Consider the following 16,601-nt stretch of genomic DNA (forward strand, 5'->3'; position numbering starts at 1 on the left):
AGAACCGCTTACGTTTATATTATCGTTCATCAATGCCAGACCATTGTTTACAGGCAGTGATTTTAATGTTTTATTTCCAATGAACTGGTAAGGCTCTATGTAAAAGAAGTGTTCAGAGCTCTGCGACGTTGTGGTTGGATAGCCATTGGCCGAAACTCCTGACACAAAGGCATAATAAGGTCCTGGTGGCAGCTCTGCAATCTCCTGTATGTTAAGATAGTTCTTTCCAAATGATCCATCGTTGTAATATGATGGTAATTCAACGCTTGCAGACCACATATTTATGCTTTCATTGTAGTTCATGTTTATCTGTGTGATCTCGGTTAAATCATAGTACTCGCTGGAAAGGAAAGCGGGATAAAATGTTAATGAGTACATTCCGTACCTGACCTCTGTGCCATTGGGATATGAAATGTTTGCGTATATGTTTATTTTCTGGCCTTCATATGTATAGTTTACCATGCTTATTCTCGGTGTTATATAATTCGATACATAGATCTGGCCGTAGAATGTGCCATTTATGTATCCATAGCTCGAGCTATCATAGCTTGCATTTATTAATATTGTGTAAAGTCCTGGCATTGAATTCTTTGGTACATAGAGCTCGGGCAACGATGCCGGATATCCTATTTCATATGGTCTTGTAACAGCCTTGCTTACCATTACATGGTCAGGATTGTACAGTTCAAACGTTACATTGGAGCATAGCATATCGTTTAATGATGGCTGGTTTTCAGGCATTATTACCGCCGGCTCTATAAATATGTACTGGCCAGCACCAACGGCACCAGGCTCCACCACGTTTGGCCCCAATATAATAGAATCCTGAAGATATGGTCCGTTCATAAATGGCGTGTATGCAAATGCATTATCTCCGATTATTAACGACGGTGTGTCTGGGTAGTTTCCATGTATCTCGCCTATTAAGGTTCCATTGTAATTCATCATTGTTATCTCTGCAACCTTGTAGTATGTATTATTAAATATTGAATAGGCATAAAGACCGGCTGAAACGTTATAGTTCTTTACTATTGTTCCATTTAAATATGATGCATGTCCTATTACCTCAAGGCCATAGGAAGTTGAAAAATATGATGTGCTGTACGGCTCAAGCATTTCAAGGTAATATCCTGAGAATATTGATACCTCGTTTTCGCCAGATATTTTGTTGTAATTGCCATGGACGGCTATAAATGAGGGACCATTCGCATCCTCCGGAATTATAATGTAACCAATCCATCTGTTTAATGTTGAATTGTAATGCATTGTTATATTTTTAAGTATTCCTTTCATTGTAGTTAAAGATGCCTCAAATGTTCCGGATGTGACCTCTGTTTTATTATATGTTATATTTGCAATTATTGTCACATTCTGGCCAGGCATGTACTCGCCAAGACCAGTTTCGTTAATGCTCATATTCTGATTCGTTGAATTCATGTATTCAGTGCTTATCTGTATTGACAGTGTATTGTTTAATTTCATTGATTTATATGCCATGGCGAAGTTGGCTATGTTCAATGAGCCCCAGCCTGTCACAAGGTTGTATCCATAATGCGCGGTAAAGGGTATATTATATCCATAGTCCACCGGTATGAACACGTTTTTATAATCATGCTCTCCAAGATAATACAATGAAGGATCAATCATGCCTATCTTTCCATGATTGTATTCATCAACAAGCGTCATTAGGCCTGCCAGTATCGGGCTTGCCTCGCTTGTGCCGCCTGTTATGCACGTCTCATTTCCAGGCATGACATAAAGGAATCCTGGAAACACCGTTGCCTCAAATGATAGATCAGGAATCATTTTTCCATATGGATATCCTGAGGGGCCTGTGATATTGTCCTGATAATAAGGTCTTGGCTGCAGTATGCTTACACCACCAGTGGAACCACCGTAGTTGATCTCTGGTGGAACAAAACCGTAGTTTGACCATGCAGTCTGGTTAAATGATATTAATTTCTCTCCCTGGAAATCCAAATATGTGCTTGTTCCACCAACTGCCGCAACATAAGGAGATGTTGACGGATACCCAACAGAGCCAAGGGCTCCTATGCTGTAGCCACTTGCACCGGCATCGCCTGATGATGCAGAGAACGTTATACCCTCTGCCGAGCCCATTGCATACATTATATTTGTTACAACCTCGCACTGGTAGTATGCAAGAGCACTTGTCTGTATTGCAGGGCATGAATCAGGTATTGAAAAGCTCTGCGAAAGATCGTCAACCCTGTCCTGTGAATTTATATATGATATTGCAGCAGATAACGGGCAGTTTCCATTTGCTATGTACAATGTTATATTTGCACCAGGTGCCATGGTATGTGACGATTCAACATCAAGGCTTATCTCTCCGGCCCAGCCGGTTTCTATGCCCTCATATGGATAATAAGGGCCTATTGGCACAATCTTGAATGATGGCGGTGCTGATATGTTAAATTCATGATCAAAGTATGCAAGCTCTTCCTTTATAAATGGATCACCATAGAAGTCAAGTATTCCTATGCTCTGGCCGGAACCATTGTATCCCATTGAGTACATGCCCGTTGCATTGTAAACCTGCTCGAGATACTTTGGTGAGTAGGCAACAAATGGAAAAGTCTCATTCTGGTTTAATTTCTTCTCCATGGATTCTGCCTGCTTCTGTGTTATAAGCGTTGATGGCCTTTCAAATGCCATTCTTGATATGTTATCAATGAATAACATTGTGTTGCCAATCTTTGGTGTTCCAAAACCATAGTAGAACGATTCTGTTTTGTTTGAATATATATTAACATGCATGCCAAGATAGGATTCAACCATTGAAACTGTACCTGATGCAACTATTATCGGTGCCGAGCTTGATAATATTTTAAATCCATGATCCTTTAAATAATTTAGATCCTTATTGTACTGTGCCATGTTTATAAATTCCTTTTCTATATCATTGTATGAAAGGAATTTATGATACATTGGATTACCCGGGGTTGAAACCGCATTTGCTATTGACTCAAGCTTTTGATAATTGTACAATGGAACATAGATCTCAAAGGAAACAGTCATTGATGGATTTGCGCTTCCTGTCAGATTAAAAGCCTTATAATCAGGAGGCGGAACATTATATACATTCTCTGGTTTATTTGTACTGACTGCATTGTATGATCCCATGGCCAGGGCAAAGGCCGATAGAATCATAACAAGCGCTAAAAAAACCGCTATAATTATCTTTCTACTCATTAAAATGAACAATCAATAAATATATATAAAATTTTGTCATTTTTGTCATTATTAAATTATAATATTAAATTATAAATATTATTTTAAAATTAACCATGGATGCTTAAAGAGGATTTAATAAATTCTGGTGCAATAAAATTTGGTGATTTTGTTCTAACCTCAGGTAAAAGATCAGGTTATTACATAGATATAAAATCAGCATATACAGATCCTGAAATACTTGATGAGATAGGACTTGAGATATCAGGGATGGTAAAATCAGGCAAGATAGCCGGCATGGAGCTTGGTTCAGTTCCAATACTGGTTTCAGTGTCAATAAAAACAAAGAGGCCATTCGTAATAATAAGAAAAGATGATTTAAAACATGGAACAAGAAAAAGGTACATAGGAAGCATAAATTTAAACGAGGAGATCGACATAATCGATGACGTTGCAACAACAGGCGGTTCAATAATGAAGGCCGCTGAGATAATAAGAAACAACGGTGGCATTGTTAAAAGGGCCATATGTGTTGTTGACCGTGAGGAGGGGGCAGCAGAAATGCTTAAAGAGAATAATATAGAACTTTATTCAATAATAAAGGCATCAGAACTAAGATAATGTATCGTCTATCCTTCCAAGCTCTATTGATGTTGTGGCCTCACCAACAAGGATCCCATTGGAATTTGCTATTATTGATGCACCAACATAATTGCTGCCGAAATTTGCAGTTCCGGTTTTGACGTTTATTTTAAAAAGATCTGATAAATATTTTATTTCATCCTCATCGGCCTCTGATGTCACAAGCATGCCCCTATCATTTAGAACGGCAACGCTGCCAACGGTTTTAATCCCTGCTATGCTTCCCTTTACAGTTTCAACGCCAAGAACATCCTCTATCTTTTTTCTTATCGAATCCGGAAAGGATTTGTGTATTAATGCGGCATGGTCATTTGCTATTATGTTGTTTCCGGCTGCATTTAATTTATTATTTATTGATAAAATGTTTCTCCCGTTTATATTAAGTGATTTTAAATTGTCAATTCCATGATCGGCAACAACTATTCCATTAGAATTCATTGAAAGCATGCTGCCTATTAAAAATGAGTTTCCTATTGATATTTTATAAACCTCTGTTTTTAACGTTTCCTCAAAGATTCTTTTTTCTTCGTCTGATATATTAACCGGAAGAAACGTTACATCATTCCATGTCCTGGCGTAAACACCTATAAAATTGCTGTTTAAAATTGATACCTTCTTTATCATAAAAATTTATGGTAATATTATTTCGGAAGTGCCATCCTCAAGCTTTATAACCTTTATATTTACCCTGGTTGGCACCTTTCTCCTTCCGCGGGACCAGATAAGTTCGTTTACCTTGTTATCGACCCATATCCTGTCTCTATCTGATTTCGTGTACCTTGCAACAGCATCCTTTAGCATCTCTATTGACGTATCTGCCCTTCTTGACTTTGAAGAAAAGCGTGCCTTTCTCAGCGATACAGATAATAAAATTTCAGTTGTGTTCTCCTCATCTGCCATTCTTACACCTCATGCCTTAAGATTTGACCTTCTCCAGTTCCTTCTCTTATAGTTCTGTGTAACCCTGCGGTCTGTCTTTACCATGACCCAGCCTGGCACACGCCTGTTCGATTTTACGGCCTTCATCAATCTAATTTTTAATCCTAGCGGTTTATTCCTTGCCATATCTATCTCCTCTCTATTCTTGTTTCATGCCTGTTCTCTGTTAATCTTAACAGTATGCTCTTTAATTCGTTATCAGATATTACCTTATTAATTCTTCCCATGCCTGCAAGCTGTATAAGCTGGTTCTCAACGTTCTCGACAAGATCCGGTCTTACCAGCTTAAGTCTGCTCAGTCTCTCCCTGGCCTCCGGTGAAAGTATCTGTCTCAGGATCTGCTGCCTTCTGGCCTCCTCCTCGGCAGCAGCCTTTTTCTGCTCCTCCTCATAGGCCCTTTCCTGCATCATGTTCTGGTACTCGGCCATCTTCCTGCGCCTTATCTCATCAAGCTCATCATCACGATCCATATACATCACCGGGAATAATAATTAAAGATATTTCTCAAGCTCTTTATTCTTTTCAACGAGCTTTTTTAATACCTCAGCCGCGGATTTATCAAGCATTGACCTGCCCTGGGGGCTTAGAACCCTGCCGGTTTTCTCCTTTTTAACAAGTCCAAGCTCCTCGAGCTTCTTAAATAGCTGCCTTACTATGTACCTGCTGCCTGCTGCCGGATGGTACCTCTTTGTTCCGCGGTCAACCTTTCCGCCATACTCCTCGCTCATATGCATTATGCCCAGATTTCCATATAAATAAAGCTTGCGCATCATTGATGCAAGCCTTGTGTAGTACCAGTCCTCCTGATCCCAGGATTTCTGCTTGCCCATACCGTCCTTTAAGTATGATACCCATTCCGGCTGCTCTATATTCATCGACTTCAGTTTTGAGGCAACATCGTTTATCAATAAATCTGCTGGAACCTTTTTAACGTCAACCATTTTATCACAATAAAGCCATATTTATAAATTATTAATAACATTTTCTATTTTTTTATCATTATTAAAAATATTATTAGATCTGGTATTATATCAAATATAAATGACATCTTAATACTATGGTAAAGGAATTCAGATATTATAATTCCAGGTGATATTAAAAGTCCGAATATTATGCCTGAAACAATGAAAAGTACTATTGTCGGAAAGACACCAAAAGAATAATAATTTATTGTTGACGCTCCCTTTGGAATCTTTTTTATTAACCTGTTAAGATTTATCATCATTGCAGTATAAAATATTAATATCAAATCTGGTATTATAAATACATAATAAAGATTAAATATATTCTTGTAGGCCATTATTATTATTGAAACCACTGTTATTATAATCGAGTAAAATATCATTGAAAAGTATGCCTTGTATTTTGCTATATCCTTCCTGTTTATTGGTAGGGCATTTATTATTAGAATACCATTATTCTCTATTATTAATGTAAATATTGGATAAAATGACGATATTAAAATCGAGAGCGATAAAATCGAGAACATTAAAGATAAAAACGGCTGCCTGCTTGATATTATTGTAAATAAAAATGGCAGTACAAATATAATTGGCATTAAAATATATGTTAGATTCTGCGATTTCCTGGCAGTTATTTTTATATCCTTTTTTATGAAGGATACTGATATTGAATCCCTTTTTATCTTTGTCCTTGTTACCTCTGTTGATTTTACCTCCTCGGAGTACTCCAGCGAATAAAATAATCTCGATCTTATTTTTTTATAGATAAAAAAGAAAATTAATAATATTATAAATGATGATAAATACTCAAAAAACGTCGCTATTATATCCGGGTGAAAGTAAACTGCATAATCTATATTCAATGGAAACGCTATGTATTTTATATAGACTGGCAGGGATGATATGTAAATAGAATACGCCCTTAGTATGTTTGGATCGTATATAATTAAATAGAAGAACCCAAGAAAGACAAAGATCAATAATATCCTTAGAAAATTATTTAATGATGTATGCGCCCTTGGCTTTCTGCTGCTGTATATAAATGCAATTGCCGTTATAATAAATCCAAATAAGAGCATTGCAAATGCGTAGATTAAGCCAAGTATTATTGTATTTAAATTATGCACAAGAAAATAATAGAATAATAATGATGGTATGATAATAAATATATATGATGAACCTGTGTATATAAACCATGATAAAAACGGCACATCAGTATTAACCTTAATAGGTAAAGATCTTACAGGCGATAATAGATTATTAATTGATATTCCATTTATGTACGTGAGTGAGCTGTATATGCCTATAACAAAGATGTACATGAATAGTATTATTCCAAAGCTTGATATATCATTGGTATTGCTTTTAACATAGTATATTCCATTTAATACAATTGAAAAGAATAGAAAGGATAATGAATTTGATATATAATATAAAAGTATCGTGTTTTTTATCCTTGAAACACTTAATCGAGACTGATACCTTGGTGAATCCTTTATGGCCCTGTATCTCTGCTCAATAACTAGCAATTTGCTTAGATATAAATTAAGCCTCATTTGTCTATTGACTCCCTTAATGAATTTATTAAATTACCTATGTTTTCATCCCCGGTGACCTTTAAAAAGATCTCCTCAAGATTATTATTTTCCATGCCGGCCATCTTCTTTAGCTCGGTCATTGTTCCTGAGGCAACTATGTTACCTTTATATAATATTGATATGTAATCACAAACAGCCTCTGCTATTTCCAGTATGTGTGTTGAAAATATTACTGTCTTTCCCCTGGATGCAAAATCCCTTAAAAGATCCTTTATAATCTTTGATGATCTTGGATCCAGGCCGTTCATGCCCTCATCCATTACTATTATCTCAGGATCATGTATAAATGCACTGATTATTGCAACCTTCTGTTTTGTGCCAAACGATAATGATCCTATGAAATTGTCAAGGTAGCTTTCTATTTCCAGTGCACTGGCAAAGGCCCTTACCCTTTCTATTATGGAATCCCTGTCTATGTTAAAAACAGAGGCTATAAAGCTGAAATACTCCATTGGTGTTAATGATTCGTAAAGTGCCGGTGTTTCAGGTATGTATCCAATAAGCCTTTTAACATCAATGTTGTCTCTCCTTGTATCAAGATCGTTTATTTTCACCGAGCCGGAGTCCTGATCCAGTATTCCGGAAATAATCTTTAAAAGTGTTGTCTTGCCAGAACCATTTGGGCCCAGTATGCCATAGATCTGACCCGGGCCTATCTCAAGGTTTATGTTATTTAAAGCTGTTATATTTCCGAATCTTTTTGTAACATTATCTATTGTAATTTGCGTCAACGTATAAACTATAAAAATAAGAGATAAATAATTTTTCATTTTTAAAAGTCAAAAATAAAATTCTATGAAAAATATTTATGTCTTTAAAAAACATACTGGTACGCTGGTGTATATTATGGAGGCAGAGATATCGAATTTGAAGGATTATTACTCGAACAAGATTGTTACTGCAATAATTGGTCTTGAGGCGGATATAAACGCCGTTGATGACATAGGCAAGGAAATAGCAACAATATCAAACGTTGAGGAGGTATTTGTTGTTACTGGCGATTATGATTTAATCATAAAGGTTAGGTTTCCAGATTTCAGTTCATTAGAAAAGTTTATAGTAAAGGACCTTAACAATATCGATGGTATTAAAAAGTCTAAAACAATGATGGTATTATCCATAATAAAGGATATCTACATGAGGTGATACAATGGACGAAAAGTTGTTTCAGGAAGTCATAGCATTAATGGAAGACCTGGCAGATGACACCTCTGTCCCAAGAAACGTCAGAAGGGCGGCCTCCGACTCAAAGGACAGGCTATTAAATGGAAAGGAAAGCCTAGATCTCAAATGCGCAACAGCAATATCCGTGCTTGATGATATATCAAACGATCCAAACGTGCCAGCGCATGGCCGTGCCGCAATATACACAATAATAAGCAAGCTTGAATCACTATCGAAATCATAGATGTATAGATTATAGACATTGAGATTTAAAAGGTTTTTTAATAATATATTAACTTTTTTTTAAACAGTTAAATATATATATTAATTTAATATTGTAAAAAGGATAATTATGGCTCTTTCAGAGGAGATAAACAAACTGGCAAAGTACCTTATAGTATCAGATATACCAAGAAGTGTCGCGTATACACTGGTATATATAAAGGACAGGGGCGAGGTAACCTCTGTTGAAATAGAACGTGAGACCGGTTTAAGACAGCCCGAGGTCTCAATAGCCATGCAGTGGCTCAGGAGGAAGGGCTGGATCACAAAGCGCAACATGAAAAAGGAGGGTAAGGGAAGGCCAATACACGGCTACAAGCTATCAAAGGATTTCAATGAAATACTTGAGGAGATAATAAATGACCTCGAGAAGAAGATAGATGAGATAAACAACACAATAAACCAGCTGAAAAACTTTAAGAAATAATTTTTTAATACTAAAAGTTTATATTTTGATTTTATTAAATATTGTAATGTCAGATCAAACAAGGTTAAAGATTATAAATAGATTCCTTGTTATTTTGTGCTCTGTACTTATCATAGTGGCAGGATATTACTATATTGAATATGAAGATCTTGGCAAGGATCAGGGATCAAAGGTTTCAGGGCCATTCCATTACTTTGACATTTTTATACACGGTGCAACATCACAGTTTCAGGGCAACGATGGGCATGTTTATCTATACACAGGTAAGATAGGGAACTTTGCCTATAATGCTAGGGATGCAATTATTGTTAATCCAACATATTACAATGGAGAAATACTAATAGATCTTACCAGCATGTCAAACTGTACCGGCGGTTTGCTTGCATTAAATGCAAGCAATGGCCACGAGCTGTGGTGCACGTTTTTCCCTAACCAGGTAATGACCCAGCCAATTGTCCATGGCAATCTTGCTTTTGTGGGCCTTGGCAACAATAAATTCCAGAGCAGCAGCATCAGAGGCACCGGGATAAATTACATAGCCGCTGTTAATATAACAAATGGAAACATTGCCTGGAAGTTCTTTACAACCGGCGAAGATATGCCGACACCGGTTTATTACAATGGACTTATTATAGAGCCAACCGGCGGTGATATTGTTTATGGATTGAATGCAAGCACCGGATCGGCCGTATGGTCAACAAGTATACCATCATACGTAAGCATGTCATCTCCGGCCATATTGAACGGTATTATTTACTTTGGCGGTGCCAATCCATATATATTTTATGCTATAAATGCAACAAATGGGAACATCGTCTGGGAGGAACCAGTTTCTGCAACAGGCGGTCTTGACGATGATTCTCCTGTGATTTTCGGAAACAGCGTTGTTACAGGATACACTGAAACGATGATAAACGGCACATTTCAGATGTTTGAAATATCATTTAATATTACAAATGGTGCCATAAACTGGATAACAAACCTTGGTTTCGGAAACCAGCCCGCAATGCCTCCAATCGAGGATCCACCACAAACAGTCTTTAAAAACATGATACTTGATGAGCCCACAGCATCAAATTATATATATGCAATAAATCCATTCAATGGATCAATAATCTGGAAATTCTATACCGGCATGGACGATTCAAATGCAAATATTTACAGGGGTCTGATATTTACAGTAAATTACACAGGTGAGATGTTTATATTAAATTACAATGGCCATCTCATAAAAAAGATAAATACAGGAATACCACTTGGTCCAGGGAATATCATTTTTGTTGGAAATCATGAGATAATATATGGCATGAACGGTGAGATAAAAAGCATGTACATACCATTAAAATTTAGGTTTTATCATTTTTAATTATTTAGATTTTTCACCTCGTTAACATAAGGCGGATACCTGCTTATATATCTGTAGAGAAGAATACCAAATATATATCCAAGAATAAAAGTTACCACTATGTATGCAACAGCAAATACTATGTTTATAAGAATATCCTGATACTGTAATATTATATAGAATATTATCCATAGAAGAATTCCGAATGCCAGTGCCCTGTTCCTGGCATTTGTTTTCAAAAGGTTTTTTATGCCATTGTAAAGGTAGATCATTAAAATTGCAAAAACAGGTCCCATAACAATGCCTATAATAAAATTTGCCTCTATTTCATGATCTATTAAAAGCGTGTAAAATATTGAATAATCCTTTACAGGAACATTAAAGTAATCAACTATTCCATCTATAAAAACAGTGTATAAAATGCCCTCAACTATTGATGCTATTAAAAAGAAGATAAATCCTGAAATGATACCTGCCTTTAATCCATTTAACAGCCTTGATCCTCCATTTTTCTTTAATTCTCCATTCATCTATTACTGTAAATAAAAAAAGGATTAAACCTTAATGGTTTTTAAAAGATAAAAAATTATTTTTACTGGCTGTTTTTCCACTCCATTTCCTTTTCCTCGCTGTAGATCTCCTCTGTAAACTCCCTATGAACGAACTGTTTTTTAAATCCTGAGTAGACCCCAAGGGGATATATTATAAAGACCCCGACCAGGAAGGTTATTACTGTTCCATCAATGTAGCTAAAGAACTGCGGGAACACACTTGATGAAAGGCCGTCATGGCTTGTTGCAACCATAAAGGTTGCAAAGGCTATGAACAAAATATACCATAAAACGTTCTTTGCACCTATTTTTACCCTTGACCATATGCCAAATATGATTGCACCTGCGGCTATCAATATTACCGCATATGGCTCTGAAGGCCATCCTGTCCAGAAGACAATTAGGCCACTGGCACCGGTGGCCAGCGGTGCAATGATGCCCATGCCGCGCACCATATCCTTTTTCCTTGTAATCCCCTGCCTCCTGGAAACCATCAGCGCTATTGGCGTTGCAATCAATCCTATGTAGCCGGCTGCAGTTGCATCATCTATAAATGTGTATATGCTCGGATCAGGCGCCGTCACAAAGACAAGAAACGTTCCAACAACTGCAAATATTATTAAAGAGACCAGGGGTATGTTATGCTTTTTATCTATTGTTTTTAATGATTTACTTATATATCCTGATCTTCCCATTGAGAAGAGCACCCTGGTACCGCTTCCAAGATATATATAGCCTGTGACGAAAGGCGCCAAAAAACCTGTTATAACAGCGGCTATGAATATATAAATGAAGCCTGACTGCCTTCCCATTATAAAGAACGGATTATCACCATGGAATGCGGTAACAATATCATCAAAATGGCCTGGGATTATACCCAGTGCAGACCATTTTGTTCCCATGAGAACCGCAAATGCAACACTTATGTATATTAAAGTTTCAAATAACATTACAAGGGCTATCGCCCTTGGGATCTTCTCCTTCATATTGGTCTCCTCTGCAAGATCCGGTATAACGCGTATTGCACCAAAGTCGTACATTGCGTATGGCATTATTGCAAATATTGATGTGGCACCATATGGAAAGAATCCATGATATGCATATAGATTCTTATATGCAAAAACGAAGAAGATCAATCCCAGGGACATTGACAGGTAGAAGAATAACTTCACTATTCCCGTGTAAAGCGATGATCTGCCAAACTGCTTTACACCATAATAATTGAACGGTATCAGTGCAAGCATTAATGCCAGACCAATGCCAACACCATAGTATGTCGGCGCACCTGTTGCAGTTAAAAATATTGGATCGAAATAGTTAAGACCTGCTATTATTGCTATGACCTCTATGGGTGGAATGAAGATATACCATATAATATCAGATATTGCGTTTATTATGTTTGTCCAGCGGCCGTGCGTGTATATTGTATACCTTGTCGGGCCTCCGGCCTCAGGATAGACCCTGGCAAGTTCCATGTAGCTTACACCTATTGATGCATATATTATTGCCCCAAGGACAAAGGCAAGTATTGCCTCCGGACCTGCACCGGCAACCATTACAACCGTGTCAAAAAGTGCACCGTTTCCGAATGAACCAACAAGGCCTATCATAAGCATCTGGTTAAATGTAAGATCCTTCCTGAGTCTGGGCTTCCTTCCATGTATATTAGATTTTATAGTATTATTATTTTCAATCATTACAGTATTTATTATTTTAATATATAAATACATTGGTCATAAACATTAAATACAATAAAAAATTCTTTATGAAAAATATGATAAAATAAATTTTATTTAAAAATAATATATTATTTATCCATCAAAAAATCGGTACCTTAAAACTATGTTAAAAGATCAGGAATAAAATAGTATTATGCTCCGGTCGGGATTTGAACCCGAGTCATCGGCTCGAAAGGCCGGAATGCTTGGCCGGACTACACCACCGGAGCTAAAAATCAGCAGCCCTATTAGGATAATACCACATACAATATAAATTTTGATGTTTTATTTTACTATTGTACTCTTTCTGTCCTCTCCAAGTGATATTATATCTATACTGCAATTTAAAGAATCCTCAATAAATTCTATGTATTTTCTCATATTATATGGTAAGGCGTCATAACCGGAGCCAAGATAACCTGAAATCCTTGATGAAATATCACCCCAGGTTTCAAACGTTTCATAGTTTACTGTTATCTCACTTTCAGGATCTATTTTATCAGGGAATCTCTCGTAATCCTTTCCATCTATAATGTATGATGTCCCGACCTTTATCTGATTTAATTTTCCAAGGATGTCTAGTTTTGTTATTGCAAGTCTGTTTACATCGTTTAAATATGCGGCGTATCTGAGCACGGGCAGGTCAAGCCATCCGGTTCTCCTGGGCCTTCCTGTGGTTGTTCCATACTCATTGCCCGCGATCCTTAAATCGTCGCTGCCTATTTCCGTTGGAAATATCCCTGAGCCGACCTTTGTGGTATATGCCTTGAAAACACCAATGACGTCCTCAACCCTTCTAAAGGAGAAGCCAGAGCCTGTTGAAACAGATCCGGCAACCGTGTTTGATGATGTAACAAATGGATACGTCCCAAAATCTATATCAAGCATTGCACCCTGGGCCCCCTCAAAGAGTATGTTTTTTCCAAGCCTGTATTCATCCTCAAGGAATTCTGAGGCATCTCCTATGTATTCGTAGAGCTCAGAACCTGCACTGTAAAGTTCATTTGATACTCTATCTATATCAACCGGTCCTGTTAGAAGGCCCTTCATTGCTATAAGCTGGTTAAGTTTATCCTTTATTTTTTTTATGGAATTTAAATCATACATCTTTATTGATAGCCTGCCGTACTTATCCTCGTATGCCGGCCCTATGCCCTGTGAGGTCGTGCCAATGCTTGAATTCGATCTTAATTCTTCTTCTTTTTTATCAAGAATTCTGTGGAGTTCTGTTACGACGCCGGCCCTGCCACTTATAACTATTTTTATATTATCCTTTGCAAGTTTTAATTGTTTTATCTCATCAAGAAGTTTCAATGGGTCTATTACCATGCCGTTGCCAAGCACAACCGTACCTGCCTGCATGGCACCTGATGGTATTAAATGGAACTTAATCTTTTTGCCATCAATAACAACGGTGTGTCCTGCATTGTTTCCACCGTTAAATCTGACAACATCATCATAATTTGAGCATAAATAATCTGTAATCTTACCCTTTCCCTCATCACCAAACTGCATGCCAACAACAACAGAGATCATTGTAACCATGGGTCTATCTTATATCTATATAAATTTATTTTCATTGTAAGCCTATAAATTAATATAATGTTTATTGATTAAATAATGTGGTTCAATGAAGGTTGCCATAGTTACAAAGATAAACTGCAAATCATGCATAAATATAGCAAGGATAATCATTTCGGCACTACCCAGTGATTGGGACATAATCTATGAGAAGAGCCTTGCCAGGGCCATTAAAAAACCGGGCCTTGAAATAAATGAAATAAATGCGGATATAATCATTGTAATAGGTGGTGATGGGACAATACTAAGAACCGCACAGTTTGCACATGGAAATATACTTGGCATTAATGTTGGCGGCCTTGGTTTTCTCTCCGAGATAGAGATAGGTAACATCGAGGCATCAATACTAAAATTAATAAGAAATGAGTATACAATAATAGAATACATGGGCCTTGATGTTTATGTTAACGGTGTGTACTCTGGTAAGGCAATAAATGATGCCGTTATACATACAGATAAGGTATCCAAGATAAGGAAATTCAGGCTTTATGAAAATAATTACTTTATAGAGACCACAAGCGCCGACGGAGTTATTGTTGCAACACCAATTGGCTCAACATCATATTCATTTAGTGCCGGCGGCCCAATACTAATGCCGAATCTAAACGGCATTGTCGTTTCATACATAGCGCCTGTTGGCTTTAGATCAAGATCAATAGTCTTTTCAGAAAAAACCGATCTAAAGATTGCAATAGTTGGCGAGAGATCATTATTAACAATAGATGGCCAGATAGAAAAAAAATTAAGCAAGAATGATGTTGTAAATATAAGGGTAAGTGAGAATGGTGCAAGGTTTATAAGCATGTATACAAACTTTTATGAAAAGCTTAGGGAGAAGCTGATCAAGGATGTGGTTAATTAGAAAAAAGGTTATGATGATGATAATGGAAGCTTCCAAGGATTCATATCCAAAGGAGTTCGGCGCATTTTTAAGGGCGCATGATAATATAATCTATGAAATAGCGCTTTTACCTGGAACAATACAGGGCAATGTCCACGTGATATTTCCAATGTACGCCCTGCCACTGGATTTTACATACGTTGGCTCGGTGCACTCGCATCCATCAGGCGTTACATTGCCATCTGACGAGGATCTGCACATGTTTTCAAACACCGGTCCTGTTCACATCATTGTTGGCTATCCATATAATATGGAAAACTATTCTGCCTATGACAGAAAGGGGAATCCAATAAGGCTTGAGGTGATATAGTGCGTGTGGTTATTGGAATCACCGGGGCCTCTGGAACAATACTTGCTGTAAGGCTTCTTGAGAATCTAAAGGACGTGGAAAAGCATCTTGTAATGTCAGAAAGCGCAAAAAGGGTTATGGAGCTTGAAACAGACTATAAATACGATTATATAAAAGGCCTTGCCGATTATGTATATAATGATGATGACATAGCTGCAAATATAAGTTCCGGAAGCTTTAGATACGATGCCCTTGTTATAATACCATGCTCATCATCAACAATGGCAAAGATAGCATCTGGAATCTCTGATACATTAATAACAAGGACAGCTCTTGTTGCCATGAAGGAGCGCAGGAGGTTTATAATCGTGCCAAGGGAAATGCCTTTAAGCACAATAATGATAGAAAACATGCTTAAGTTATCAAGGTATAATGTAATAATAGCACCTGCAATGCCAGGCTACTATAACAGGCCAAGAACCGTTGATGACATGGTAAATTTTGTTGTTGCAAGAGTGCTTGATTTAATAGGCATTGAAAATGATGTATCAAAAAGATGGGAACATTGAATTCATGGCAGATCACATGTTAAAAAGGGCATGTGAATGGATGCGCTTCCTTGGTTACACTGTTTATTACCCGGAATGCCATTATGACAATGATATATTAAAAACGTGCATTGAGAAGAAACTCGTCCTTCTTACAAGGGATATTGAGCTATACAAAAGATATGCATTATCAGTGTACATAGACAGCGTTAATATAAACGAGCAGATAATCCAGATAACAAGACAGTTTCCGCCAGATCCGGGAAAATTTATGACAAAATGCCCGGATTGCGGCTCAGATCTAATATTAATGAGATCAAATGGTCTTGATATACCAGATAAGATTAAAAAGAGCTTTTCAATGGTGAGATACTGCAATAAATGCTCAAAGGCATTCTGGCCTGGCACGCATTATATTAAAATAATAGAAAAAATAAATAGATTGCTTAAATAATCGAA

20 protein-coding genes and 1 tRNA gene are annotated in these 16,601 nt (G+C 37.1%); 9 read left to right on the forward strand and 12 right to left on the reverse strand.

Annotated features, from left to right (window positions below; genetic code table 11):
* Positions 1 to 3,216, reverse strand: a 3,216-nt coding sequence (locus B8780_RS07895; RefSeq protein ID WP_084273284.1) for a S53 family peptidase, incomplete at its 3' end; no start/stop codon positions are given.
* A 99-nt stretch (positions 3,217 to 3,315) separates the two neighbouring features.
* Here B8780_RS07895 and pyrE point away from each other — a divergent pair.
* Positions 3,316 to 3,816, forward strand: a complete 501-nt coding sequence (gene pyrE, locus B8780_RS07900; protein ID WP_084273285.1) for an orotate phosphoribosyltransferase — start codon at positions 3,316 to 3,318, stop codon at positions 3,814 to 3,816.
* Here pyrE and B8780_RS07905 read toward each other — a convergent pair.
* The 7 genes from B8780_RS07905 to B8780_RS07935 are packed head-to-tail and all read right to left on the reverse strand — an operon-like array spanning position 3,808 to position 8,067.
* Positions 3,808 to 4,461, reverse strand: coding sequence for a translation initiation factor IF-6 (locus B8780_RS07905; protein WP_011177008.1), 654 nt, complete (start codon positions 4,459 to 4,461; stop codon positions 3,808 to 3,810). The two genes, pyrE and B8780_RS07905, sit on opposite strands and share 9 nt — an antisense overlap.
* A gap of 6 nt (positions 4,462 to 4,467) precedes the next feature.
* The gene (locus B8780_RS07910) at positions 4,468 to 4,737 is read right to left on the reverse strand and encodes a 50S ribosomal protein L31e (protein WP_084273286.1); all 270 of its coding nucleotides are present in this window, start codon (positions 4,735 to 4,737) and stop codon (positions 4,468 to 4,470) included.
* 9 nt (positions 4,738 to 4,746) lie between these two features.
* Positions 4,747 to 4,902, reverse strand: coding sequence for a 50S ribosomal protein L39e (locus tag B8780_RS07915; RefSeq protein ID WP_011177006.1), 156 nt, complete (start codon positions 4,900 to 4,902; stop codon positions 4,747 to 4,749).
* A gap of 2 nt (positions 4,903 to 4,904) precedes the next feature.
* A complete protein-coding gene (locus B8780_RS07920) occupies positions 4,905 to 5,246 on the reverse strand; it encodes a DNA-binding protein (RefSeq protein ID WP_011177005.1) in 342 nt (113 codons plus the stop codon).
* Between the two features lie 21 nt (positions 5,247 to 5,267).
* Positions 5,268 to 5,717, reverse strand: a complete 450-nt coding sequence (locus B8780_RS07925) for a 30S ribosomal protein S19e (protein ID WP_011177004.1) — start codon at positions 5,715 to 5,717, stop codon at positions 5,268 to 5,270.
* A gap of 44 nt (positions 5,718 to 5,761) precedes the next feature.
* Complete coding sequence (locus tag B8780_RS07930; protein ID WP_084273287.1) at positions 5,762 to 7,294, reverse strand: hypothetical protein; 1,533 nt, start codon at positions 7,292 to 7,294, stop codon at positions 5,762 to 5,764.
* Positions 7,291 to 8,067, reverse strand: a complete 777-nt coding sequence (locus B8780_RS07935; RefSeq protein WP_236719428.1) for an ABC transporter ATP-binding protein — start codon at positions 8,065 to 8,067, stop codon at positions 7,291 to 7,293. The genes B8780_RS07930 and B8780_RS07935 overlap by 4 nt, the downstream gene beginning before the upstream one ends.
* A gap of 115 nt (positions 8,068 to 8,182) precedes the next feature.
* Here B8780_RS07935 and B8780_RS07940 point away from each other — a divergent pair, with 115 nt between their 5' ends.
* The 4 genes from B8780_RS07940 to B8780_RS07955 all read left to right on the forward strand — a co-directional run bounded on the left by B8780_RS07940 (position 8,183) and on the right by B8780_RS07955 (position 10,575).
* Entirely contained in the window at positions 8,183 to 8,482 is a 300-nt protein-coding gene (locus B8780_RS07940; RefSeq protein ID WP_011177001.1) for an Lrp/AsnC family transcriptional regulator, read from the forward strand.
* Between the two features lie 4 nt (positions 8,483 to 8,486).
* Positions 8,487 to 8,744: a stationary phase-response protein gene (locus tag B8780_RS07945; RefSeq protein ID WP_011177000.1), complete on the forward strand. Its 258-nt coding sequence runs from the start codon at positions 8,487 to 8,489 to the stop codon at positions 8,742 to 8,744.
* Between the two features lie 108 nt (positions 8,745 to 8,852).
* Complete coding sequence (locus B8780_RS07950; RefSeq protein WP_011176999.1) at positions 8,853 to 9,209, forward strand: MreA family transcriptional regulator; 357 nt, start codon at positions 8,853 to 8,855, stop codon at positions 9,207 to 9,209.
* A 46-nt stretch (positions 9,210 to 9,255) separates the two neighbouring features.
* Positions 9,256 to 10,575: an outer membrane protein assembly factor BamB family protein gene (locus B8780_RS07955; RefSeq protein WP_084273289.1), complete on the forward strand. Its 1,320-nt coding sequence runs from the start codon at positions 9,256 to 9,258 to the stop codon at positions 10,573 to 10,575.
* Here the strand turns inward: B8780_RS07955 and B8780_RS07960 are convergent.
* The 4 genes from B8780_RS07960 to B8780_RS07975 form a co-directional block, all read right to left on the reverse strand.
* Positions 10,572 to 11,084 carry a hypothetical protein gene (locus tag B8780_RS07960; protein ID WP_084273290.1) on the reverse strand — a complete coding sequence of 171 codons (513 nt, stop codon included), beginning with the start codon at positions 11,082 to 11,084 and terminating at the stop codon, positions 10,572 to 10,574. The two genes, B8780_RS07955 and B8780_RS07960, sit on opposite strands and share 4 nt — an antisense overlap.
* 62 nt (positions 11,085 to 11,146) lie before the next feature.
* The gene (locus tag B8780_RS07965; protein ID WP_236719429.1) at positions 11,147 to 12,802 is read right to left on the reverse strand and encodes an APC family permease; all 1,656 of its coding nucleotides are present in this window, start codon (positions 12,800 to 12,802) and stop codon (positions 11,147 to 11,149) included.
* A gap of 176 nt (positions 12,803 to 12,978) precedes the next feature.
* A tRNA-Glu gene (locus B8780_RS07970) sits at positions 12,979 to 13,053 on the reverse strand.
* 55 nt (positions 13,054 to 13,108) lie between these two features.
* A complete protein-coding gene (locus tag B8780_RS07975; RefSeq protein WP_084273292.1) occupies positions 13,109 to 14,368 on the reverse strand; it encodes an adenylosuccinate synthase in 1,260 nt (419 codons plus the stop codon).
* A gap of 85 nt (positions 14,369 to 14,453) precedes the next feature.
* Here B8780_RS07975 and B8780_RS07980 point away from each other — a divergent pair, with 85 nt between their 5' ends.
* The 4 genes from B8780_RS07980 to B8780_RS07995 are packed head-to-tail and all read left to right on the forward strand — an operon-like array spanning position 14,454 to position 16,596.
* Positions 14,454 to 15,266: an NAD(+) kinase gene (locus B8780_RS07980; protein ID WP_011176994.1), complete on the forward strand. Its 813-nt coding sequence runs from the start codon at positions 14,454 to 14,456 to the stop codon at positions 15,264 to 15,266.
* Positions 15,253 to 15,615: a Mov34/MPN/PAD-1 family protein gene (locus tag B8780_RS07985; protein ID WP_048059413.1), complete on the forward strand. Its 363-nt coding sequence runs from the start codon at positions 15,253 to 15,255 to the stop codon at positions 15,613 to 15,615. The genes B8780_RS07980 and B8780_RS07985 overlap by 14 nt, the downstream gene beginning before the upstream one ends.
* Positions 15,615 to 16,163 carry a UbiX family flavin prenyltransferase gene (locus B8780_RS07990; RefSeq protein ID WP_084273293.1) on the forward strand — a complete coding sequence of 183 codons (549 nt, stop codon included), beginning with the start codon at positions 15,615 to 15,617 and terminating at the stop codon, positions 16,161 to 16,163. The genes B8780_RS07985 and B8780_RS07990 overlap by 1 nt, the downstream gene beginning before the upstream one ends.
* Positions 16,135 to 16,596, forward strand: a complete 462-nt coding sequence (locus tag B8780_RS07995; RefSeq protein ID WP_048059412.1) for a Mut7-C RNAse domain-containing protein — start codon at positions 16,135 to 16,137, stop codon at positions 16,594 to 16,596. Before B8780_RS07990 ends, B8780_RS07995 begins: the two co-directional genes overlap by 29 nt.
* Positions 16,597 to 16,601: the final 5 nt, after the last annotated feature.

Origin of the sequence: Picrophilus oshimae DSM 9789 (genome assembly GCF_900176435.1) — an archaeon.
GTDB classification, from domain to species: Archaea; Thermoplasmatota; Thermoplasmata; order Thermoplasmatales; family Thermoplasmataceae; genus Picrophilus; species Picrophilus oshimae.

What these genes read in the sequence shown, in the direction of transcription:
- pyrE (WP_084273285.1), top strand. Translation starts at nt 3,316, where the DNA reads ATGCTTAAAGAGGATTTAATAAATTCTGGTGCAATAAAATTTGGTGAT.
- B8780_RS07905 (WP_011177008.1), bottom strand. Translation starts at nt 4,461, where the DNA reads ATGATAAAGAAGGTATCAATTTTAAACAGCAATTTTATAGGTGTTTAC.
- B8780_RS07910 (WP_084273286.1), bottom strand. Translation starts at nt 4,737, where the DNA reads ATGGCAGATGAGGAGAACACAACTGAAATTTTATTATCTGTATCGCTG.
- B8780_RS07915 (WP_011177006.1), bottom strand. Translation starts at nt 4,902, where the DNA reads ATGGCAAGGAATAAACCGCTAGGATTAAAAATTAGATTGATGAAGGCC.
- B8780_RS07920 (WP_011177005.1), bottom strand. Translation starts at nt 5,246, where the DNA reads ATGGATCGTGATGATGAGCTTGATGAGATAAGGCGCAGGAAGATGGCC.
- B8780_RS07925 (WP_011177004.1), bottom strand. Translation starts at nt 5,717, where the DNA reads ATGGTTGACGTTAAAAAGGTTCCAGCAGATTTATTGATAAACGATGTT.
- B8780_RS07930 (WP_084273287.1), bottom strand. Translation starts at nt 7,294, where the DNA reads ATGAGGCTTAATTTATATCTAAGCAAATTGCTAGTTATTGAGCAGAGA.
- B8780_RS07940 (WP_011177001.1), top strand. Translation starts at nt 8,183, where the DNA reads ATGGAGGCAGAGATATCGAATTTGAAGGATTATTACTCGAACAAGATT.
- B8780_RS07945 (WP_011177000.1), top strand. Translation starts at nt 8,487, where the DNA reads ATGGACGAAAAGTTGTTTCAGGAAGTCATAGCATTAATGGAAGACCTG.
- B8780_RS07950 (WP_011176999.1), top strand. Translation starts at nt 8,853, where the DNA reads ATGGCTCTTTCAGAGGAGATAAACAAACTGGCAAAGTACCTTATAGTA.
- B8780_RS07955 (WP_084273289.1), top strand. Translation starts at nt 9,256, where the DNA reads ATGTCAGATCAAACAAGGTTAAAGATTATAAATAGATTCCTTGTTATT.
- B8780_RS07960 (WP_084273290.1), bottom strand. Translation starts at nt 11,084, where the DNA reads ATGAATGGAGAATTAAAGAAAAATGGAGGATCAAGGCTGTTAAATGGA.
- B8780_RS07965 (WP_236719429.1), bottom strand. Translation starts at nt 12,802, where the DNA reads ATGATTGAAAATAATAATACTATAAAATCTAATATACATGGAAGGAAG.
- B8780_RS07975 (WP_084273292.1), bottom strand. Translation starts at nt 14,368, where the DNA reads ATGGTTACAATGATCTCTGTTGTTGTTGGCATGCAGTTTGGTGATGAG.
- B8780_RS07980 (WP_011176994.1), top strand. Translation starts at nt 14,454, where the DNA reads ATGAAGGTTGCCATAGTTACAAAGATAAACTGCAAATCATGCATAAAT.
- B8780_RS07985 (WP_048059413.1), top strand. Translation starts at nt 15,253, where the DNA reads ATGTGGTTAATTAGAAAAAAGGTTATGATGATGATAATGGAAGCTTCC.
- B8780_RS07995 (WP_048059412.1), top strand. Translation starts at nt 16,135, where the DNA reads ATGATGTATCAAAAAGATGGGAACATTGAATTCATGGCAGATCACATG.